Genomic DNA, 19,357 nt, shown 5'->3' with positions numbered 1-19,357 from the left:
TAAGATGTTACCCCGTTTTTGGGGAAAAGCCGCTATCGCTTGAGGAGCTCTGCTGCTATCGTAATAGACGTAATCGCGAAGGTTGCGAAATTTTATGGGGAGGTTACTTGCTGGATGAAGACATTCATTGAAGATCGGAAGAAGGTGAGGCACAAGACGGCCGAGCAATGGCCGGTGTTCAGACGGGTCCGCAGAGATTGGCAGTTGTATGCGCTTTTATCGTTGCCGCTTCTTTATCTGTTGCTGTTTAAGTATGTCCCGATGTACGGAGCTTCGATTGCCTTCAAGGATTTTTTGCCGTCAAAGGGCATTTGGGGCAGCGATTGGGCCGGCCTGAAGCATTTTTACCGCTTCTTCGGCTCGTATGATTTTTGGCGAATCATTAGGAATACGTTCAGCCTCAGCGTCTATCAGCTCGCTGCAGGGTTTCCTTTCCCGATTCTGCTGGCGCTCAGTCTGAACCAAGTGAGGGACGGATTTTTCAAGAAATCGGTGCAGATGGTGACATATGCCCCGCATTTCATCTCCGTCGTCGTGGTCGTCGGTATTCTGCTGCAGTTTCTGAATCCCCGGACGGGCATTTTTGCCAATCTGTTCGGCCTTCTTGGCATGCAGCCCGTCAATATTATGGGCAAAGCGGAGTATTTTCAATCCCTGTACGTTTGGTCAGGCGTCTGGCAGCAGCTCGGTTTCTCTTGCATCATATATTTGGCGGCGCTTACAAACATTGATCCTTCGCTTCATGAATCCGCTGCCATTGACGGCGCGCACAAGCTGCACAGGATGTGGTACATTGATCTGCCGGGCATTATGCCCATCGCGCTCATTCTGCTGATATTAAATGTAGGGAGCATGCTGGACCTTGGCTTCGAGAAGGTGCTGCTGCTGCAAAATCCAATTAATCTGCGAACGTCCGAGATTCTCGACACGTATGTGTACAAGGTGGGGCTCATTTCAACCTCAATGAACTACTCGTACTCCGCTGCGATCGGACTGTTCCGCAATGTGGTCAGCCTGTTCCTGCTTGTTGCCGTTAACCGAATCGTTCGAAAATTTACGAACAGCAGCCTGTGGTAAATGCTGCGGTCGACGAAAGGAGCCGTTCATGAAACAACAACATGCCATCAAGGATACGGGAATCGACCGCATGTTTGCGATTGTCAATCATGCACTGCTGATCTTGCTGCTGGCAGTCGTATTGTATCCTTTGATATTTATTTTAAGTTCCAGCTTCAGCTCGGTGGATGCGGTCATCGGGGGCAAAGTATGGCTGTGGCCGGTCGATCCGGGGCTTGAAGGCTACAAGGCCGTCTTCAGCCAGAAATCCGTCTGGGTCGGGTTTGCCAATTCGACCGTCTATACGGTAGTAGGTACGGTGATCAGCGTCGCAATGACGGTATTGGCCGCATATCCGATGTCTCGTAAAAACTTGCTGGGACAAAACTTCATTATGTTCCTGTTCGTTTTTACCATGATGTTCTCTGGCGGGCTGATTCCGACCTATTTGATGATCAAGGATCTCGGCTTGCTCGATACCAGATGGGCGATGCTCTTGCCAGGCGCGCTGTCGGTATGGAATATGATTATTACCCGTACTTTTTTCCAGACCTCGATTCCAAGCGAGCTGCTGGAGGCAGCTCAGATCGACGGCTGCTCGGATTTCCGTTTCCTGACCAGCATGGTGCTGCCGCTGTCAGCACCGATCCTGGCGGTCAACTGTCTCTTCTATGCGGTCGGGCAGTGGAATTCGTTTTTTAACGCCCTGATTTATTTAAACTCGCCTTCCCTGTTTCCGCTTCAGATTGTGCTGAACAATATTCTCGTTCAGAATGAGGTGGACAACAGCATGCTGGCGCATGCCGGCGACCAGTTGGCCCGGCAAGGCCTGCACGAGCTGCTGAAATATTCACTGATAGTCGTAGCGTCTCTCCCGGTGCTGGTTATTTATCCGTTTGTTCAAAAGCACTTTGTCAAAGGAATCATGATTGGTTCGCTGAAAGGCTGAGTGTTGCGTACTTATACTCTATTCGGGAAAGGAAGATTGGCATTGAAAGGAAAAGCTTTCTATATCGCAATGTCGGTCCTGCTCGTTCTGACATTAGGTCTGTCCGCCTGCTCCGGCTCGGACTCCTCTGGTAACAAGAAGTCCGAATTGTCCGCTGTAAATCAGGAAGGAAACATGACGGAAGTGGGAACGTTTCCGATCATCAAGGAGAAAACCACCTTGCATGTGCTGATCAGGGGTCATGGACTGGTGCAGGACTTCGTGAACAACGAATTTACGAAGTGGTATGAGGAAAAGACCAACGTGCACATTGAATTTGACATCGCTCCCGAGAAGAATTCCGGCGACAAGCTGAGTCTGATGCTGGCAAGCGGCGATTTGCCTGACATCATCATGGGCTTCAATATGCCGGATACGCAGGTTCTTACGTACGGCCAGCAAGGCATCTTTATCCCGATGAACGATTTGATCGAGAAGTACGGCGTCAATACGAAGAAGGAATTCGAGAAGTATCCCGTCATTTTCAAGGATCGGATTACGGCGCCTGACGGCAATATTTACGCGCTTCCGAATATTGAAAACTGCTACCATTGCTCCATGTCGCAGCGCATGTGGATCTATACGCCGTGGCTGGACAAACTCGGGCTGAAGATGCCGACGACGACCGAGGAGTTTTATCAGGTGCTGAAGGCGTTCAAGGAGAAAGACCCGAACGGCAACGGAAAGCACGATGAAATTCCACTGACCGGCGCCATCGACACGTTCACCAGCTATCCCGACGCCTTTTTGATGAATGCCTTTATTTACAACAACTATTTCCAAAACAACAAGCAGTTCTTTGTCAAAGACGGAAAAATTGATACGGCCTTCAATAAACCGCAATGGAAGGAAGGGCTGCAATACCTGAATAAGCTTTACAAGGAGGGTCTGATCGCGCCGGAGACATTCACGCAGGATCAGACGCAGCTGCAGCAATTGGGCGAGAATCCAGATGCGGTGATTGTCGGGGTATCCGCCGCCCACAACATGGGAACGTTTACGCAGTACAACGGCGAGAGCGGCAGGTGGCTCGATTATAAGGCGATCCCTCCTCTCAAAGGACCAGATGGCCTGCAGGTAGCGGCATACGACCCGTACGGCGGGAATGAATACGGCGCGGCAGTCATCACCAATTCCAGCAAAAATTCTGAAATCGCATTCAGATGGCTGGACGGCTTCTACGATTTCGAGGCTTCCTTCCGGAACAGCTACGGCATAGAAGGAAAACAATGGGAGAAGGCAAAGCCGGGAGACAAGGGGCTTGACGGCCGTCCGGCTACCTGGACGAGACTGGAAGATTATGGATCCCCGCAAAGCTTCGGCTGGTTTGCCCGCGCGTTGTTCGACAATGCCGAGACGAAGATGGGCGAGTCGGTATCTGACCCCAATACCAACCTGGAAGCCATTCTCTACAACGAGACGAAGAATAAGATGGAACCTTATCAGGTGAGCATGGATCAGATTGTGCCGCCGCTGTACTTCGGAGAACAGGAAGCGGCCGAAATCAGCGACCTGTCCACAACGATCAACGACTATGTCAATGAGATGAAGGTGCGGTTTATTACCGGCGACGCTAATCTCGATCAGGATTGGGATTCATACCTGAAGACACTGGACGGAATGAACCTGTCGCGTTATCTGGAAATTTATCAGCAAGCCTACGATGCAAAGAAGAAAAATACCTAAACGGAGGAACAACAAGCCATGGTTCGACGCTTTTATGATGAGAGGGACGTCTTTTTCGACAGAAGGTTCGGCATGTTCGTTCATTGGGGCTTATATGCCATCCCTGCCTGGCACGAGCAGATTTTATGGCGCGGAAAAGGGATGATGAAGCGCAGCGAATACGAGCGGCTGGTCGATCAGTTCAATCCGGACCGCTTCGATCCGGACGCCTGGATCGATATGGCGGAAGCCGCCGGCATGCAATATATTTGCTTTACAACCAAGCATCATGACGGATTCTGCCTGTGGGATACCCGGTATACCGATTACAATGTAATGAACAGCCCCTTCGGAAAAGATATACTCGCGATGCTGGCCGAAGCGTGCGAGCGGAGAAACTTCCCGCTCAGTCTCTACTACTCATGTCCGGATTGGCATCATCCCAATTATCCGAATATGGGCAGGCATCACGAGATGTTCGCTCCCCGGGCTGCCGAAGAGCCCGATATCGACCGATATTACGAGTTTGTGCGCAAGCAGATCGAAGAGCTGTGCACTCGCTACGGCAAAATCTATCAATTTTTCTGGGACATTAACGTGGCGGAGCACTACGATCCCAGTCTGAATGAGCTGATCCGCAAGCTGCAGCCGGGCATTCTGATCAACAACCGCGGGCCGGGCGAGGGCGATTACAGCACACCGGAACGGATTCTTCCCGAAGGAAACGAATTTCGGTCGCCGGCAGAGGCCAACCAGTCGCTCGGGAGGGAGAGCTGGTCCTACAAAAGCGACGAGGATTATTACAGCCACAAATTTCTGATGCAGAGCATCGACAAAATTTTGGCGATGGGCGGCAATTATTTGCTGAATGTCGGTCCCAAGGCAGACGGCTCGTTTCCGGAAGAGAGCGTTCAGGCTTTTCAAAAAATTGGAAAGTGGTATAATACAGTCAAAGAATCGTTCGAACAGGCGCTCCCCGCCTCCGCGCTGATTCACAAGGATATCGTAGTCACGTCCGGTGGAGACAGGATTGAAAGAGACCATGCGCTGGCGACGAAAAGAGGAAACACGCTCTACGTTCATCTCTACCGGGATATCCAAACCACGGCGATCGTGCTGAAACCATGGGATATTCTTCCAAACAAGGCAGTGCTGCTGAACAACGGACAGGAGCTGGAAGCCCGTGTCGATCTTATTCCCTCTCACTGGAGAGAGAAACCTTATCTGAGAATCCGAAATCTGCCTGTCAATGAATTGACGGACGAAGTACTTGTCATCAGGCTTGACTTTGACGAATCGTTAAGCGATTGACGACAGGACTTCTGCAGCGAGCCCTTCAGGCGCCACCTTGAAGGGGTAATCCTGACGAGGAAGCAGACGATGAAAAACGTGGTCAAAATTGACGCCCAGGCCGGCAAGCACACAATCGACCGTAACATTTACGGACATTTTGCGGAGAATCTGGGACCGTAGTATTTAGCAGGGGTTCTGGAAAGGGAGGATTCGTCCATTCGATTAGGGGCGGCATTCGGAACGATATTTTGGAAGCGCTTAAATGGCTGAGTACTCCGATTCTGCGCTGGCCGGGTGTCTGCTTCGCCGACGAATACCGCTGGATGGACGGCATCGGCCAGCGCGAGAACAGGCCCGAGATGATCAATACGCATTGGGGCAGAGTGGTCGAAAACAACCATTTCGGCAACTTTGAATTTTTCGATTTGTGCGATAGCCGCCCGGAACTCGCACTGAACGCCGAACTGAACATAGAACGTCCGCATGCAGCGGACAGGAAAGGAATGAAGAAGATGGAACGGGTTGTTATAGCATGGGATGAAACGATCCCGGCCGTTTCCTTTGCGGCTGCAAAGCTGCGGGAGGCGTTGGAAAACCGTGGCGCGGCCGTTGCCGGCATCTCGCCCCCCTCACTGGCCGAGACTGACGCCCCAATTCGCATTGCGCTTACCGTTGCGCAGGAGGGGAACGCTGCTCTCGCGGCGGAAGGCTACACGATCCGGATGGAGTGGAGAGATGGCATTACGCTGTGCCGTGTGACCGGCGCCGATCCGGCCGGAGCAATGTACGGAGGGCTTGACGTAGCGGATTCGATCAATGCCGGAACGAGCGTCGTCAATCTTTTGAACAAGACGGGCAAGCCGCATATCGCCGGACGCGGAATCAAATTCAACATCCCGCTTGACGCGCGCACGCCGAGCTATTCCGACAACGGCGACTCCGCGCAGCACAATATTCCCGAGATGTGGAGTATGGACTTCTGGCGGGAGTTCCTCGACGATATGGCGCTGTACCGGTACAACACGCTGTCGCTGTGGAATCTTCACCCCTTCCCGTCGATGGTCCGCGTGCCCGAATATCCCGAAATCGCCCTCAGCGATGTGAAGCGGACGACGTCTCCGATCCAGGCGAGCCTGATGGGAACCGACATGTCGACCGAGAAGACACTCGCTTCGCTTGAGACCGTCCGCTTTATGAGCATCGAGGAGAAGATCAACTTCTGGCGCGAGGTTATGCAGCATGCAAAGAACCGTAACATCGAGGTCTTAATCATCACTTGGAATATGTTCACATACGGCACAGAGGGCAACAGCTACGGCATCTCCTGCGATCAGGACAACGAAACGACAGCAGACTACTTCCGGGCCAGCGTCCGCGCCTTGTTGGAGGCATATCCTCTGCTTGCCGGAATCGGCGTAACCGCTGGCGAAAACATGAAGCACGGCGATCCGCTTGCCAACGAGGACTGGCTTTGGCGTACGTACGGAGAGGGCGTAATGGATATTAAGCGGAAGAATCCGGAACGGAAGGTGCGGTTCATTCACCGGGCGCATCAGTCGGCTCTGTCCACCATTGATCAGGCGTTCTCAGCTTACCCGGATACGTTCGATTATAGCTACAAATATTCGCTTGCGCACATGTATTCGTCCGTTCATCCACCGTTTATTTATCAGACGAGCGGCTACAAGGAGCTGGAAGGCGGCTTCCTGACCGAACTGCCGGAGGGCCGCAAGACGTGGCTTACTGTGCGGGACGACGACTACTATTATTTCCGCTGGGGCGATCCGGAATTTGCCCGGCAATATATTCTGAATATGCCGCCAGCAGAGAAGCTGGCTGGCTTCTACATGGGACCGGACGGGGTCGTCTGGGGGCGTGAATTTGTCAGCACTGAGCCGGATACGCCGCGACAGTCAATCATTCGCAAGCGCTGGTACAGCTTCTTGCTGTGGGGCCGGCTGGCTTACGAGCCGACGCTTCCCGACTCCTATTTCGAGCGGCAGCTTGCGTTCCGTTTCCCGCAAGCGCCGAGCCATGCGCTGCTTGAAGCTTGGTCGGCGGCCTCACGCATTTTGCCGCTTGTCACAACGTTCCATTGGGAAAATAACCATCTGGATTTTCAATGGTATCCCGAGGCGTGCTGCAGCAATCCGAAAATCGCCAAGGGGTTCCATACGGTGGAGCACTTCATGAACGACGCGCCGATGCCTGGGAGTGGACTGATGAGTATTCCCGATTATTGCGCTCATTTGAGCGGCAAGCGCGCCGTCGACGGCATCACGCCGGAGAGGGTAGCACAGAATTTGCGCGAATATGCGGAGCGCGCGCTGCAGCTCGCCGGCGAAATCGACCATGGGGATGACAAGCAGCTTCGCCTGACGCTCGGCGATCTGCGGGCGATGGCATACCTCGGCCGATATTACGCAGCCAAAATTTCCGGCGCGCTGCAGCTGTGCCTGTTCCGGCAGACGGGCGATACGTCCTGTCAAGCGCAGGCGGTCTCATATCTGCAGTCGGCTTCCGGACATTGGCAAGATTACGCCGCGCAAACCGCGAGCCTATACGTGCCGCAGCAGTTGACGCGCCAGGGATGGAACGTTGTGGACATTGCGGCATTCCAGGCGCGGGTGGACGAGGATATCGCCATAGCCAGGAACACCTAGGCGCATATCATCTTCGGCCGGCGGGCCAGGACGTATGCGACGCTCGCCGCCCGGATTTGGGGCACAAACAAGAGGCCGGGACGATTCCCGGCCTCTTGTTTACACGTATGGCCGGCAACGCCTTAGCGCAGACGCTCAACCATGGCGCGGCTACCTCGTTGGGTCTCACTCGGTATGCTCCGGCGAATGGGGGATGGAAGCGCGCTGTTTACGGGGCGCAGAGCCGGTAGCTGGGGGTGAAGCGAGCGAATCAATATCGCCGCGGATAACCTCCGCCGATGAGGGCGTCGGATATAGATATTTGTGCTTTGTGAGCCAGCCAGAGCATGCCCGATACGTATTTCAAAATGACGCCGAATCCGATGATGGCGAAGATGCGAGGTGGTAGGCCGGTCGCCGCCGCGGAACAGGCGATCACTGACCCAGCCGATCAGCAGCGCCCGTTTGGGAATTCTCAGATAAGCGAAGCCGCTGGTTGCGCCGAAGACAACCGACAGACCCCCTTGTCCTTACAGGAGGGGCAGGGGCCGCGTTCACTTCAACATCGCGGGTATCCGATGATCGACCTAACGGAAGAAAGGGATCTAGACCGTAATTGACGGAAGTATCCATGGATTTCGTGGTAGAAAGATAGAGGGTTTGAACCGCGTACAAACAGACCTACAATTAGCGCCGTAGTCTGTTAGTTTGGCAATTCATCTTCCCCTTCTCAGCCATATTCTCCATTTGAAAAAATGCTGCCATATAAAATATTTTGCCATTCGCGATAGGAGTAGAATGCAAGGGCTTCGTGTTTGATTGTCCATGATGAACCTCGTTGAAATCGCCTACAAAATCTGCCTGCGTGCGATCGACGTCTATTATAACTCACCGGAACAGAGGATCCTTCTGTAATAATATCATTTGCTTTTACACTGACTAAATGCCCTTTACGCCCTCAATCGCATGTCCAACTTGATCCAATGCATTTCAATTATGTTCGATAATTCTTCAAATCCTTCCATGGCCTCCAATACTTCAAAGTTTAGCTTGCTTTCCGAATTGCATATCATCTTTATTCACTTTTAAGCACCGAATTTGAAATGGGGTCCGGTCCACATAACACATGAGGACTGTTTTGTGGAGGGTCTATCCAGAAGACATGGGGAATTTAAAGAGCAGTAAGATGCAAGCAGAAAAAGGAGGATATACGTTTGGAAAATAATTTTAGGTGGCGAGAAGCAGTTCGGTTAAATAACTGGTTTTTCCGATTGCTTTTCTCTTATCTGCCACTTTTCCTTATCGTGTTGGCACTGGTGTTCACTTCTTTTCTGCTGTCTTTTTCGGAGCGAAATCAGAAGGAATTGCAGACAGTAAGCGAATATATCAACAAAAGCATCCAGCAATCGCTTGATAATCATCTGAAAGCCATTTTCCTGCAAATAAGCAGTGAAATGAACGTCGACAGCCCGATCATGGGATTTTTTAAGCAAGATGCGGCCAGCGATCCGCTAATTAATTATGAGGTTATGACGAGGCTTCAGGAGATCAAGAATGCGTTTCCGATGATTGATTCCTTGTACGCCGTAAGATTCTCTGATAACACCGTAGTGGGGAATGAAAGCATTACCTCGGTGGAATTCTATCCTGACAAGTCTTTCATAGAGGAGCAAAAAAAGGATCCCTTTGCGACCGGCTGGTCCTCTGTGCGAAGCGTGAAGGCCTGGAACGGATCTATCCAGCAGGTTGTCTCTCTGGTCCGCAGAGGCTTTCCATCGTCTTCGGACTCGGGCGTGATGATCATCAATATATCGCTGGCCTCGCTTGGAAGCTTCGTTGAGGAATTGACAGGCTCCAATTATCCGTATGTATGGATTACTGACAAGAACGGTCAACGGATTATCGGCACAACAGGGAATGGGACGAACACGGCGCTGGTAGAATCGGTCTCTTCGTATACGGACTGGAATTACAGCATCCATTGGCTCGATCGGAAAGCCCCTTTCATCTACAATACGGTTCCGAAGCTGTGGATGGTGGTCATGGTACTCGCTTCGCTGTTTGGCATTGCCGGGGTCGTCTATGCCACGTATCGCAATTACAGGCCCGTTCGGGCGATTACTTCCATGATTAATGAGTTCACCCGAAAAGAAGCGGTTCGAATTGCGGGGAGCTTTCCGAACGAAATGAAATATATCGAGAATGTGATCCATACGTTAATCGACCGGTCGTTGGAGAGTCGGGAACTGGTCGGACTTCGGTATTTCCGCGATTTGATCGATGAAAGCAAGCGGCCCGCTGACAGCTGGCAGTCCATTCATAATCGGTTAGGCGCCATACCGGCCGACAACCGGTTTGCGGTCATAGTCATGGAAATCGACCATTACAATCAATTTCTCAAATATTCCCGGCGGGATCAAGACCTGCTGAAATATGTGCTGAAATCTATGGTTCAGGAAATGCTGCAAGAGCATTGCCTTGCAAACTGGGCGGAATGGACGAACAACCGGCATCTAGCCTGCATAACCGCACCTCTGGCGGATTCAGGTGCGGACGCCCTGTCCCTTTACGCGAAGGTCGTGGAGTGGGTTCACGCCAATCTCCGCTATACAATTACGTTAGGGGTTGGCAGCGAAGTGCGGAATGCGGACGAATTGGGGCTGAGCTTTGCCGCGGCGGTCCGTGCATTGCAGTATAAGGCAGCGTTTGGCTTAAACCGTGTGATCGAGGCTGAGGAGGTTGCCGGAGCGGCGCCGGTGCCGATCGGCCGCTACTACACGCTCGCCCGTTCGGTCGCCGCGGCGCTTCGAGTGTCCAAACAAGACGTTCAGGATAAGCTGCATGACCTGTTCGTGGCTATGCGCAAAGACCGAATGGATCAGGATTCGTTAAAGCAGATCGTCAGGGAGCTCTTCACCCAGATCGGGCAGGAATTGAATGCCATGTGCGACCCGGATGCGGAGTCCTCCATTCTTGGCACCTGGCAGCTCGAGGAGCCCGAGACAGTCGATGAAGCCGAGGAGATGATCGGCGCTAAAACGGGGGCAGTCTATTCGCATATGGAAAATGTGCGGGAATCCCGTCTTCATCGGGTTCGATTGGAACAAATCCGAAGCTTTGTCATCCGGCACTTTGCCGATCTGTCTTTATCTCTGGAGCTTCTCGGCGGCCAATTCGAACTGAATCCGAAATACATCAGCAAGCTGTTCAAGGATGAATTCGGCATCAATTTTGGGGATTTCGTCATTAACCTGCGCATGGAGCATGCCCGCAAGCTTCTGACGGATACGACTTATTCCATACAGGAAATTGCGGAGCTGTCAGGCTACACGAATTCAATCTCGTTCCGGCGGACGTTCAAGAAAATTACCGGAACGACCCCGGGCGTGTACCGCTTGCGGAAGCAAGAATAGTGTGATTGCATGAGGGGCTGGCGCAAGCGAATGGTGTATGCTTGTAGAAAAAAGTTTTACCACTGCTGTATAATCCCTTCTCTTGGCCGGTTTTTTCTCGATTCGAAATCGGTTTGCGGGATGGAAAGGTGTTTGTTGCACGGGCAGTTGAGAACCCTTACATTTAAATCGTTCCCGATTCGCATATCCAGCGTGACAGTAAAGAGCGAATCAGAGGGCCAACATTCATGGCAAAAAAAGTTCGTAACAGAAAGGAGATAAGAATGACAGGCGTTTCATTAACGGGTTGGGCCAAATAATTGAAAGCGTTTTCCATTGAATGGCAACATGGCAGGAATTTTGCAGCTTGGACTTACAGGTGCGAATATGAGGCGGATATTGGCATGGACAGCAATGATTTCAGAAACCCCTGAGTATAAGCGGATTCGCGCACTGCAAGTCCATTTTACCGATTTGCATGAAAAGCAAGCACGACTCAGCTTTGACTCAAGAATTTCCGTCTCTTGGCGAGAGAATAAAGGAAAATTTAATAAAAACGGGGTGCTCAAAGCATGAAGAAACTGCTGAAACCGGTTTGTCTTGTCATGACCACCGTGTTCATGCTGCTTGGCATTGCAGCTTGCAGCGACAGCTCGGGGAATCAGACGGCAAACAGCCCAAGCACGGATGCCCAAACGGACGACGGTCAAAACAAATCGCAAAGCGATTTTTCCAAGCGTATCAAATTCACCTATGCGTCCGTACAAGCCATAGAGGGATTCGACTACAACAAGGACGACGGGCTTGCCAAATATTATTCGGATAAGTTCAACTACGAGATGGATGTAGCGGCGCTGAACTGGGACAATTGGAACGAAAGACTCCGGATATGGATCAACTCGGGCGATATGCCGGATGTTGCCGTATACAATTACATTCATCCCGACGCGGCTTCCTATGTCGATCAGGGACTGATCAAGCGGCTTCCCGACGACTGGAAGACGCGGTGGCCTCATGTGGCAGCCGTCTTCGACAAAACATCGCTGGGGCCGCAAATGGAAAAAACGTTTAATGGAACGTATTTCCTTCCGAGAGCGCGCTTCATGAACAATTTGCCCGGCGATCCGCTGCCGAATCATCCGTCCCTTTATCTGCGCAAGGATTGGGCCGAAGCTGTAGGCTTCCCCGTCAAGCCCGCGTATACGACCTCCGAGATCATTCAGTACGGCAAGCTGATCAAGGAGCGGGACCCGGGCAAGGTAGGCGCCAAGCTCATACCGCTCGCGGAGAACACCAGCCAGGCGGTCGATCTGTTCGTAGGCCGAAACAGCACGTACTATAACACCTTCTACAAGGACAAGGACGGCAAGTATCAATGGGGCGGAGCTTCCGGGGATACGCTGAAGGGGCTGGAGCTGTTCTCGGAGGCGTATCGTTCGGGCGTGCTCAGCAAGGACTTCTATACGGTGAAGAACGAGGAGCACGCAACGTATTTTAACGTCCAGGGGATTTCGGGCGAGACGTATAACCAGGCGCCTACATCGAATCTGCAAATCTTCTATAACGATTTCCGGACCAATACGGGAGTCGATCCTTATCAGACCATTGCAATGGCTACCGTATTGGGCGAAGACGGGAACTATCATCAGCAGGATCTTATTAATTTCTGGGGCACCATTGTCTTCAATCCAAACATATCTGAGGACAAATTTGAGCGCTATATGGCAATTCTCGATTACAACGCCACCGAAGAAGGCAACATCATCAGCAATATGGGGCTGAAGGATGTGGACTGGACGTATGACGACGAAGGCAACGTCAAATCGCTCTATGACCAAGTCAAGGAAGGCAAGCCGCTAGGCGGAACGAACGGGAAGTATCAGTCCTGGGGCTATCTTTTGGGTAGTATGATTTTGTTTGACGATTTTGCCTTCGACAACCCCAATACCGATCAGCAATTAAGGGAGCAGTCCAAGCGGCTGTATGCCGACAGGGTGAAAATGGGAACTCCCGAGACTTTCCCGAAGGTGGACTGGGACTTGTACACCTTCGATTCGCCGACCATGAGAAGAGCCCAATTGGATTATTCGACAGAGTACGCCAATCTTGTGACTCAACCAGGCGATATCGAAACTAACTGGAAAAATTGGGTGAAATCGAAAATGCCGTTGATTCAGCCGATTCTGGACGAACTGAACTCGAAGCTGGGGAAATAATACGCAGGCCTTCGGCTTCATCCGTTTCAGGCAGCCGCGGCCAATCGTCTGCGGCTTACCCGGCTGCTTGAATGTCGTCACACAGAATGTGCCAGGTTTAAGCGGCAGAAGGAGTTAACTATGGAAAACACGGCAGCGGAAAAGAAATATTCCTCGGTGGAAAGCAAATATTCCTCCTTAATCGGCCGTATATGGAAGTCGAGGGAAATTTACTTCCTGATTTTTCCGGGATTCTTGTGGTTTGTCATTTTCGCTTACATTCCGATGTACGGCTTAACGTTGGCGTTCAAGACGTATAAAGCAAGCCTCGGAATTTTTGGCAGTCCGTGGATCGGATTTGAAAATTTCACCTATGTTTTCAGAGATCCGGCCTTTATGGAATCAATCTGGAAGACGCTATGGATCAATGCGGGACGCATTCTCTTTCAGTTTCCTCTTCCGATCATATTGGCGCTATTGTTGAACGAATTGCGCGTAAATCGTTATAAAAAGGCCATTCAAACGGTGTATACCTTTCCCCATTTCTTGTCGTGGATCATCGTCTCCAGCATTGTTATCAATACGCTGGATATACAGGGCTTGGTGAATGGCATTATCAGAATGCTGGGCGGGGAGGCCGTCAATTTTCTCGGATCGGCCAAGGCGTTCCAACCGTTATTGTATATAACGGACAACTGGAAGTCGGCTGGATGGACGATGATCATCTATCTGGCGGCGATCGCGGGAATCGATACGGAGCAGTATGAATCCGCCCAGCTCGACGGAGCGACCCGTCTGCAGACGATGTGGTATATCACGCTTCCGGGCATACAAAGCACTATAGTCGTTATGCTGATTCTGACAGTCGGCAATCTGATGAATACGGGTTTTGATCAGATTTTCAATATCAGCAATGCAACCACTGCCAAAGCAGGCGAAATTCTGGACATCTATATATATCGAATTACCTTTCAGTCTGCCGCCGATTTCTCATTCTCAAGTACAGTGAGCCTATTTCGATCCGTTATCAATTTTGCGCTGCTGCTGTTCGCCGACCGCGTATGCAAATGGCTGGGCTCGGAAGGATTGTTTCCATCTGTGAGGAGAACGGCCCGGAGATAACCCTGAAGCGAATCCGCTGCAAGAAAGGAATGGGAATATGACCGAGAGAACGGTATCGAGAAGAAGGAGCCGTAAAAAAATAGAGTCTCTGGATGTTGTCCTGCTGGTCGTGCTTACGTTCTTTGCGATCGCAATCATTTTACCATTCATTAATGTGGTTGCCATCTCCTTTGTAACGCAACAGGAATATCTGAAATCAACGGTGCTGCTGGTCCCGAAGCTCTTTACGCTGGAAAATTACAAGGCATTGTTCCATGACGGGCGTATCTGGTTAGGCTATCGCACCACCTTGCTGCTGCTCGCATTAGGCTTGCCGATCAATATGTTTTTGACAACCAGCATGGCTTACGGGCTGAGCCGCCCCAACTTTCCGCTAAAGCGATTTTTCATTTATTTTGTTGTCATTACCCTGTTGTTTTCCGGTGGCATCATTCCGATGTATTTGCTGATGAAGCAGCTGTCGTTGATCAACACGCTCTGGTCGGTCGTGCTGTGCTATGGCATCAATTCGTTCTATTTAATCATTATGATGAACAATTTCACGACACTGCCGATTTCGCTGATAGAGTCGGCGAAGCTGGACGGGGCGGGCGAGTGGCGCATCCTGATCAAGATTATATTGCCGTTATCCATGCCGATCATCGCCACGATAACGTTGTTTTATTCGGTGGACCGCTGGAATGAGTGGTTTAATGCGATGATATTTATCAGAAACGGCGATCTTGTCGTCTTGCAGCTTGCTTTGAGATCCATTGTAATCGATTCCCAGATTAGCGCGCAGATGAATGTGTCGAACGTGCAAACCGAGCAATTTTCAGAAGGTATGAAAATGGCGGCCGTTATTATTACGATGCTCCCGATCATGTGTGTTTTTCCTTTTTTGCAAAGGCATTTCGTCAAGGGAATGCTGATCGGGGCGATTAAGGCCTGATTGAGTCGGAATCGGACAGCCTCAGGGCGGAGACCGCCGGACAGTCGATCGTAAAGGAGGGTTATAATCAGACCTTTAAACGATAACAGCCATATAGGCTTCGAAAAGAATCCGGATGCAATGCCTCCTGACAAACAGCTGGAATACTGCCGCAGGTTGAACCTCAACTCCAACCGCTTGTTTATGGATTACAAGAGGTACGCCCGCGAGCCGAGGGAGCGAAGAAGCGCATCAATCAGACCGTATAGTGCGATCGCTTTCGTATCTGAAGTGAAGGGAGCTCATCAAGCATGCTTAGAGTCGTGAAAGTTGAAAACGGCGAGGTTCGGGGGTTGCCTGGCGCCGATCCCCGTATAACAAGCTTCAAGGGAATCCCTTTTGCGGCTCCGCCTGTCGGCGACAATCGCTGGCGCGCGCCGCAGCCCGCAAAGGACTGGGATGGTATTTTAAAGGCATTCGAATTCGCCCCGATATCGATGCAGGCGAAGACGGTGATCGACGAGAAGAATATCTACACGAGAGAATGGGCAGTCGATCCCGATATCCCGATGGACGAGGATTGTCTCTATCTGAACGTGTGGACGCCGGCACGCCGCGCGGACGAGAAGTTGCCGGTGTTTGTTTGGTACTTCGGCGGCGGACTGCAGGTGGGTCATACGGCCGAGATGGAGTTTGACGGCGAACGCATCGCCCGCAGAGGCATTGTGGTCATAACGGTGAACTACCGCCTGAACGCTTTCGGATTTCTGTGCCATCCGGAAATCACGGCGGATGCTCCGGATGCTCCCGCTAACTTCGGCCACCTCGACCAGCAGGCGGGTACGCAATGGGTCAAGCGTAATATCGCCGCTTTCGGCGGCGACCCCGGCAACATTACCATTGGCGGACAGTCGGCCGGCGGCGGCAGCGTCCTGAGTCACCTTGCTTCGCCCGGGAACGAAGGTCTCTTTCAGAAGGCGATTATTCAGAGTGGGATGTTCACGTTGCTGTACCCCGGCAGCCGCTCCCCCAGGGTGAGGCGCAATCTGGCGGAGGCCGAACAAGAAGGCGTGGCATTTTTTGAGTTTCTTGGCGTCTCCTCGCTGGAGGAAGCCCGCAAGCTCGAGGCGGAATATATTCGTGACAAATCTCTGGAGTACAAGGGACGCTGGGGAACCGTCGTGGATCATATGTTTAGCGTAGGCAACGCGTTTGAGCAATTTCTTGAAAACAAGCGCTGGATGGTGCCGGTGCTTGTTGGTCATACATCCTCTGAGTTCATCAACGCTCCGAATGTCGAATCGCCGGATGAATTCCGCAAGCTGGCCGCCGACATGTTCGGCGATGACGCTGAAGAATTTCTTGCCCTGTGCGACGTTCAGTCGGGCAACCTGAATGAGGCTTTGAAGAAAGCCTCCGTGAACGGCATCGAATATGCTATCCGCATTGCCGCGCAGGCGAGCGCAGGCGGCTCCGCTCCGCTGTACTATTACAATTTCGATGCCGATATCCCGGGCTGGGACAATCCCGGCACGTTCCATTCGGTGGATCTGTGGTTTTTCTTCGAGACACTCGCCAAGTGCTGGAGGCCTTTTGTCGGCAAGCATTACGATCTGGCCCGCCAGATGTGCGACAGCTGGGCCAGCTTCATACGCTCCGGAAATCCGAACGGCAGCGAGGATATGCCGCAGTGGGACCCGTATACGCCCGAGGCGCCGTACGGAATGCTATTCAAGGATAAGCCCGAGTTTGCAAGGGAGCAGCCCGGCGATGTGATGAGGTTCTTGGTGAGGCAATATTTTAAAGCGCGCGAGAATGAATCAGGCAGCGTAAGTGAAGGCGAACGGTATTCCATCGAAAAGGGGAAATCGCTATGAAGCTGACAAACGGCAGCTATACTCTGAGCTTTAAGGACGGCGGCCTTGAGGTTCTCAAGGACGGCAAGCTTCTCTATTTCAACAGGCGTCCGATGTTTATGACGGTGAAGACCGCTCTTGCCGTAAGCGAGTTTTACGACAGCGCTTACGGCGAGATTGCTGCCTCCGGCGGCACAATTGTCGCCACAGGGACGCTTACTTCGCCCACAGGCTCCGAATTTGCGTTTAAGGACGAATATGAAATTGCCGGCGCGGGGTTCAAGGCGAGCCGAAATGTCAAGGTGCTGAAGGCGGGGGACGATCTCGGCTTCTCCACCAAGCTCTCCTTTGTAATGGCGGAATCGGACAATGTCCGCGACTATAACTGCTTTGCGCCGGGCGTCTGGTACAAGCAAAACGAATTTGCTCCGGATTACGCTATGGGCAAGGATCAGGACTGCGAATATTTCTGGCGGTTGGAGACCTGCTCGGCTCTGCCTCTGTTTGCCATGCAAAACATCGCTTCCGGTGAAACGGCGGCTCTGTCGCGTTGGGCGGCGGACGTCGGCATGCCCTCCACGGACATCGTGAGAGCCGAAAATCAGGTCGACCCGAAAATGACCGTAGGCGCCATCGGCATGAGCAAGCCGGAAGGCAGAACCTTGAATTATATGTACTACGGCTTTGCCGTGCGCAAAGCATTCGAGGCGAAGGTCGACGGCCTGTCCATCGATTACGTGTATCCCGGCTGCGAAGGACAGATGCCCAGAAGAAACCGGTACGCGGGTCTTGACTATAACAAGCAGTCCAAGACGTTCCAGCGCGTCAACCACCCGGTGGAGGCCGGCTTCGAGCAGCATTACACGGTGGCGGTCAATTTTGGCCATTACGGCAGCTTTCAGGGAATGATGACGGACAACTGGCGGACAACATACGACAGGCTGCGCGATATGTTATTCGATGTCGATAACGAACTTCACTTCCACAACTGCATGAAGATGCTTACCCGATATACGCGGAAGTACGGCGATTCGTACGGCTTGCCCTTTGCCTGTCAGCTGCCGGACATGGATGTCTCCTGTGTATCTTTCCAGTTCGGCTTTGTAGGGCAGCAGCCCGGAATCGGCTATCAGCTGCTGCGTTACGGCGACAAGGAAAACGTGCCCGAAGCCTATGAAAAGGGCGAGAGCATCGTCGATTTCTGGACGAGATCGGCAATGACCGAATCCGGCCTGCCGCACATGTGCTACAATCCGAACATCGAGGGATTCGAGCCGTATCCCCACTATGTGCGAATGCTTGCCGACGGGGTCGAGGCTATCCTGGACGCCGCCCTCTATATGCGCAGGAAGGGAGACGAGCGACCGTCCTGGCTGGAATTTTGCAGAAGGACCGCCGGTTGGCTGGTGAGCGTACAGAACGAGGACGGCAGTTTTTACCGCGCGTACAATACCGACAATACCATACGCATGGACTCGAAATCTAACACTCCCAGCGTCATCCGTTTTTTGATACAATATTACTTGGTATCCGGTGATGAGCGATATAAAGCCGCGGCCGTCAAGGCCGGACAGTGGTCCTATGACAACAATTATCTGAATATGGAATACCGCGGCGGAACCTGCGACAACATGGATATTCAGGACAAGGAGGCGGGCATCTACGCCCTGTTCGGATTCCTGTCCCTGTACGATCTGACCGGCGAGGCCCGATGGCTCGAGGCCGCGATCGGAGCGGCCGACTACACCGAAACGTGGACCTATGCCTGGAAATTCCCGGTGCGAACGCTGCTGCCGAAACATCCCTTCAACAAGTATTCGATCAGCGGGCAGAGCATTATTACCATTGGCGGCGGAGCCGACGTCTACATGGCCGCATGCTCGTATACCTACTACAGGCTGTATGTCATAACGGGCGACGAGCATTATCTCGATTTTGCCGAGTTTATTCACAAGAATACCCGGCAGTCCAACGACGTGGACGGCAGCATCGGATACATTATGCCCGGACTTGGGCACGAGAGCGGCAACTTTACCAGCCAGACCCTGCAGAGCCACTACCACTGGCTGCCCTGGTGCACCTATGTGGAAATCGATCCTTCTTCGAGGCTGTTTGACATCTTCGGGGGCTACGAGATAGCGGACGCCCAGCGACTCGGCCCGGAGGAGAGAGCCGGGAGAAACCGGATATACGACACGTTTGCTTGACGGGAGCGGATGCACAGCGGGAAAAGCGCTT

General features: G+C 52.3%; 12 protein-coding genes. All 12 read left to right on the top strand.

Annotation, left to right across the window (positions count from 1 at the left end; genetic code table 11):
* Window positions 1-114: 114 nt before the first annotated feature.
* The 12 genes from AC0YOB_RS21380 (at window position 115) to AC0YOB_RS21325 (ending at window position 19,326) form a co-directional block, all read left to right on the top strand.
* Window positions 115-1,077 (top strand): ABC transporter permease, encoded by a 963-nt coding sequence (locus AC0YOB_RS21380; RefSeq protein WP_475794490.1) that lies wholly within the window; start codon window positions 115-117, stop codon window positions 1,075-1,077.
* Between the two features lie 28 nt (window positions 1,078-1,105).
* Window positions 1,106-2,005 (top strand): carbohydrate ABC transporter permease, encoded by a 900-nt coding sequence (locus AC0YOB_RS21375; protein ID WP_475794489.1) that lies wholly within the window; start codon window positions 1,106-1,108, stop codon window positions 2,003-2,005.
* A gap of 42 nt (window positions 2,006-2,047) precedes the next feature.
* Window positions 2,048-3,730, top strand: coding sequence for an ABC transporter substrate-binding protein (locus AC0YOB_RS21370; protein ID WP_475794488.1), 1,683 nt, complete (start codon window positions 2,048-2,050; stop codon window positions 3,728-3,730).
* 18 nt (window positions 3,731-3,748) lie between these two features.
* Entirely contained in the window at window positions 3,749-5,020 is a 1,272-nt protein-coding gene (locus AC0YOB_RS21365) for an alpha-L-fucosidase (protein ID WP_475794487.1), read from the top strand.
* A 230-nt stretch (window positions 5,021-5,250) separates the two neighbouring features.
* Window positions 5,251-7,665: a beta-N-acetylhexosaminidase family protein gene (locus AC0YOB_RS21360; protein WP_475794486.1), complete on the top strand. Its 2,415-nt coding sequence runs from the start codon at window positions 5,251-5,253 to the stop codon at window positions 7,663-7,665.
* Window positions 7,666-8,858: 1,193 nt separating this feature from the next.
* The gene (locus AC0YOB_RS21355) at window positions 8,859-11,057 is read left to right on the top strand and encodes a helix-turn-helix domain-containing protein (RefSeq protein ID WP_475794485.1); all 2,199 of its coding nucleotides are present in this window, start codon (window positions 8,859-8,861) and stop codon (window positions 11,055-11,057) included.
* Between the two features lie 315 nt (window positions 11,058-11,372).
* Window positions 11,373-11,612, top strand: coding sequence for a hypothetical protein (locus AC0YOB_RS21350; protein ID WP_475794484.1), 240 nt, complete (start codon window positions 11,373-11,375; stop codon window positions 11,610-11,612).
* On the top strand, window positions 11,609-13,252 hold the full coding sequence (locus tag AC0YOB_RS21345; protein WP_475794483.1) for a type 2 periplasmic-binding domain-containing protein: 1,644 nt from the start codon (window positions 11,609-11,611) through the stop codon (window positions 13,250-13,252). Before AC0YOB_RS21350 ends, AC0YOB_RS21345 begins: the two co-directional genes overlap by 4 nt.
* 120 nt (window positions 13,253-13,372) lie before the next feature.
* The gene (locus AC0YOB_RS21340; RefSeq protein ID WP_475794482.1) at window positions 13,373-14,353 is read left to right on the top strand and encodes an ABC transporter permease; all 981 of its coding nucleotides are present in this window, start codon (window positions 13,373-13,375) and stop codon (window positions 14,351-14,353) included.
* A 37-nt stretch (window positions 14,354-14,390) separates the two neighbouring features.
* The gene (locus AC0YOB_RS21335; protein WP_475794481.1) at window positions 14,391-15,284 is read left to right on the top strand and encodes a carbohydrate ABC transporter permease; all 894 of its coding nucleotides are present in this window, start codon (window positions 14,391-14,393) and stop codon (window positions 15,282-15,284) included.
* Between the two features lie 290 nt (window positions 15,285-15,574).
* Window positions 15,575-17,140, top strand: a complete 1,566-nt coding sequence (locus tag AC0YOB_RS21330) for a carboxylesterase/lipase family protein (protein WP_475794480.1) — start codon at window positions 15,575-15,577, stop codon at window positions 17,138-17,140.
* The gene (locus AC0YOB_RS21325; protein WP_475794479.1) at window positions 17,137-19,326 is read left to right on the top strand and encodes a hypothetical protein; all 2,190 of its coding nucleotides are present in this window, start codon (window positions 17,137-17,139) and stop codon (window positions 19,324-19,326) included. The genes AC0YOB_RS21330 and AC0YOB_RS21325 overlap by 4 nt, the downstream gene beginning before the upstream one ends.
* The last annotated feature ends 31 nt before the right edge of the window (window positions 19,327-19,357 follow it).

The organism is Paenibacillus sp. JT31N17 (genome assembly GCF_056269255.1).
The sequence above is the reverse complement of the archived record's forward strand: the minus strand, read 5'-3'. Positions and strand labels throughout refer to the sequence as shown.

Bases quoted from the DNA above. Each gene is read 5' to 3' on its own strand.
- AC0YOB_RS21380 (WP_475794490.1), top strand. From the start codon at position 115: ATGAAGACATTCATTGAAGATCGGAAGAAGGTGAGGCACAAGACGGCC.
- AC0YOB_RS21375 (WP_475794489.1), top strand. From the start codon at position 1,106: ATGAAACAACAACATGCCATCAAGGATACGGGAATCGACCGCATGTTT.
- AC0YOB_RS21365 (WP_475794487.1), top strand. From the start codon at position 3,749: ATGGTTCGACGCTTTTATGATGAGAGGGACGTCTTTTTCGACAGAAGG.
- AC0YOB_RS21345 (WP_475794483.1), top strand. From the start codon at position 11,609: ATGAAGAAACTGCTGAAACCGGTTTGTCTTGTCATGACCACCGTGTTC.
- AC0YOB_RS21340 (WP_475794482.1), top strand. From the start codon at position 13,373: ATGGAAAACACGGCAGCGGAAAAGAAATATTCCTCGGTGGAAAGCAAA.
- AC0YOB_RS21335 (WP_475794481.1), top strand. From the start codon at position 14,391: ATGACCGAGAGAACGGTATCGAGAAGAAGGAGCCGTAAAAAAATAGAG.
- AC0YOB_RS21330 (WP_475794480.1), top strand. From the start codon at position 15,575: ATGCTTAGAGTCGTGAAAGTTGAAAACGGCGAGGTTCGGGGGTTGCCT.
- AC0YOB_RS21325 (WP_475794479.1), top strand. From the start codon at position 17,137: ATGAAGCTGACAAACGGCAGCTATACTCTGAGCTTTAAGGACGGCGGC.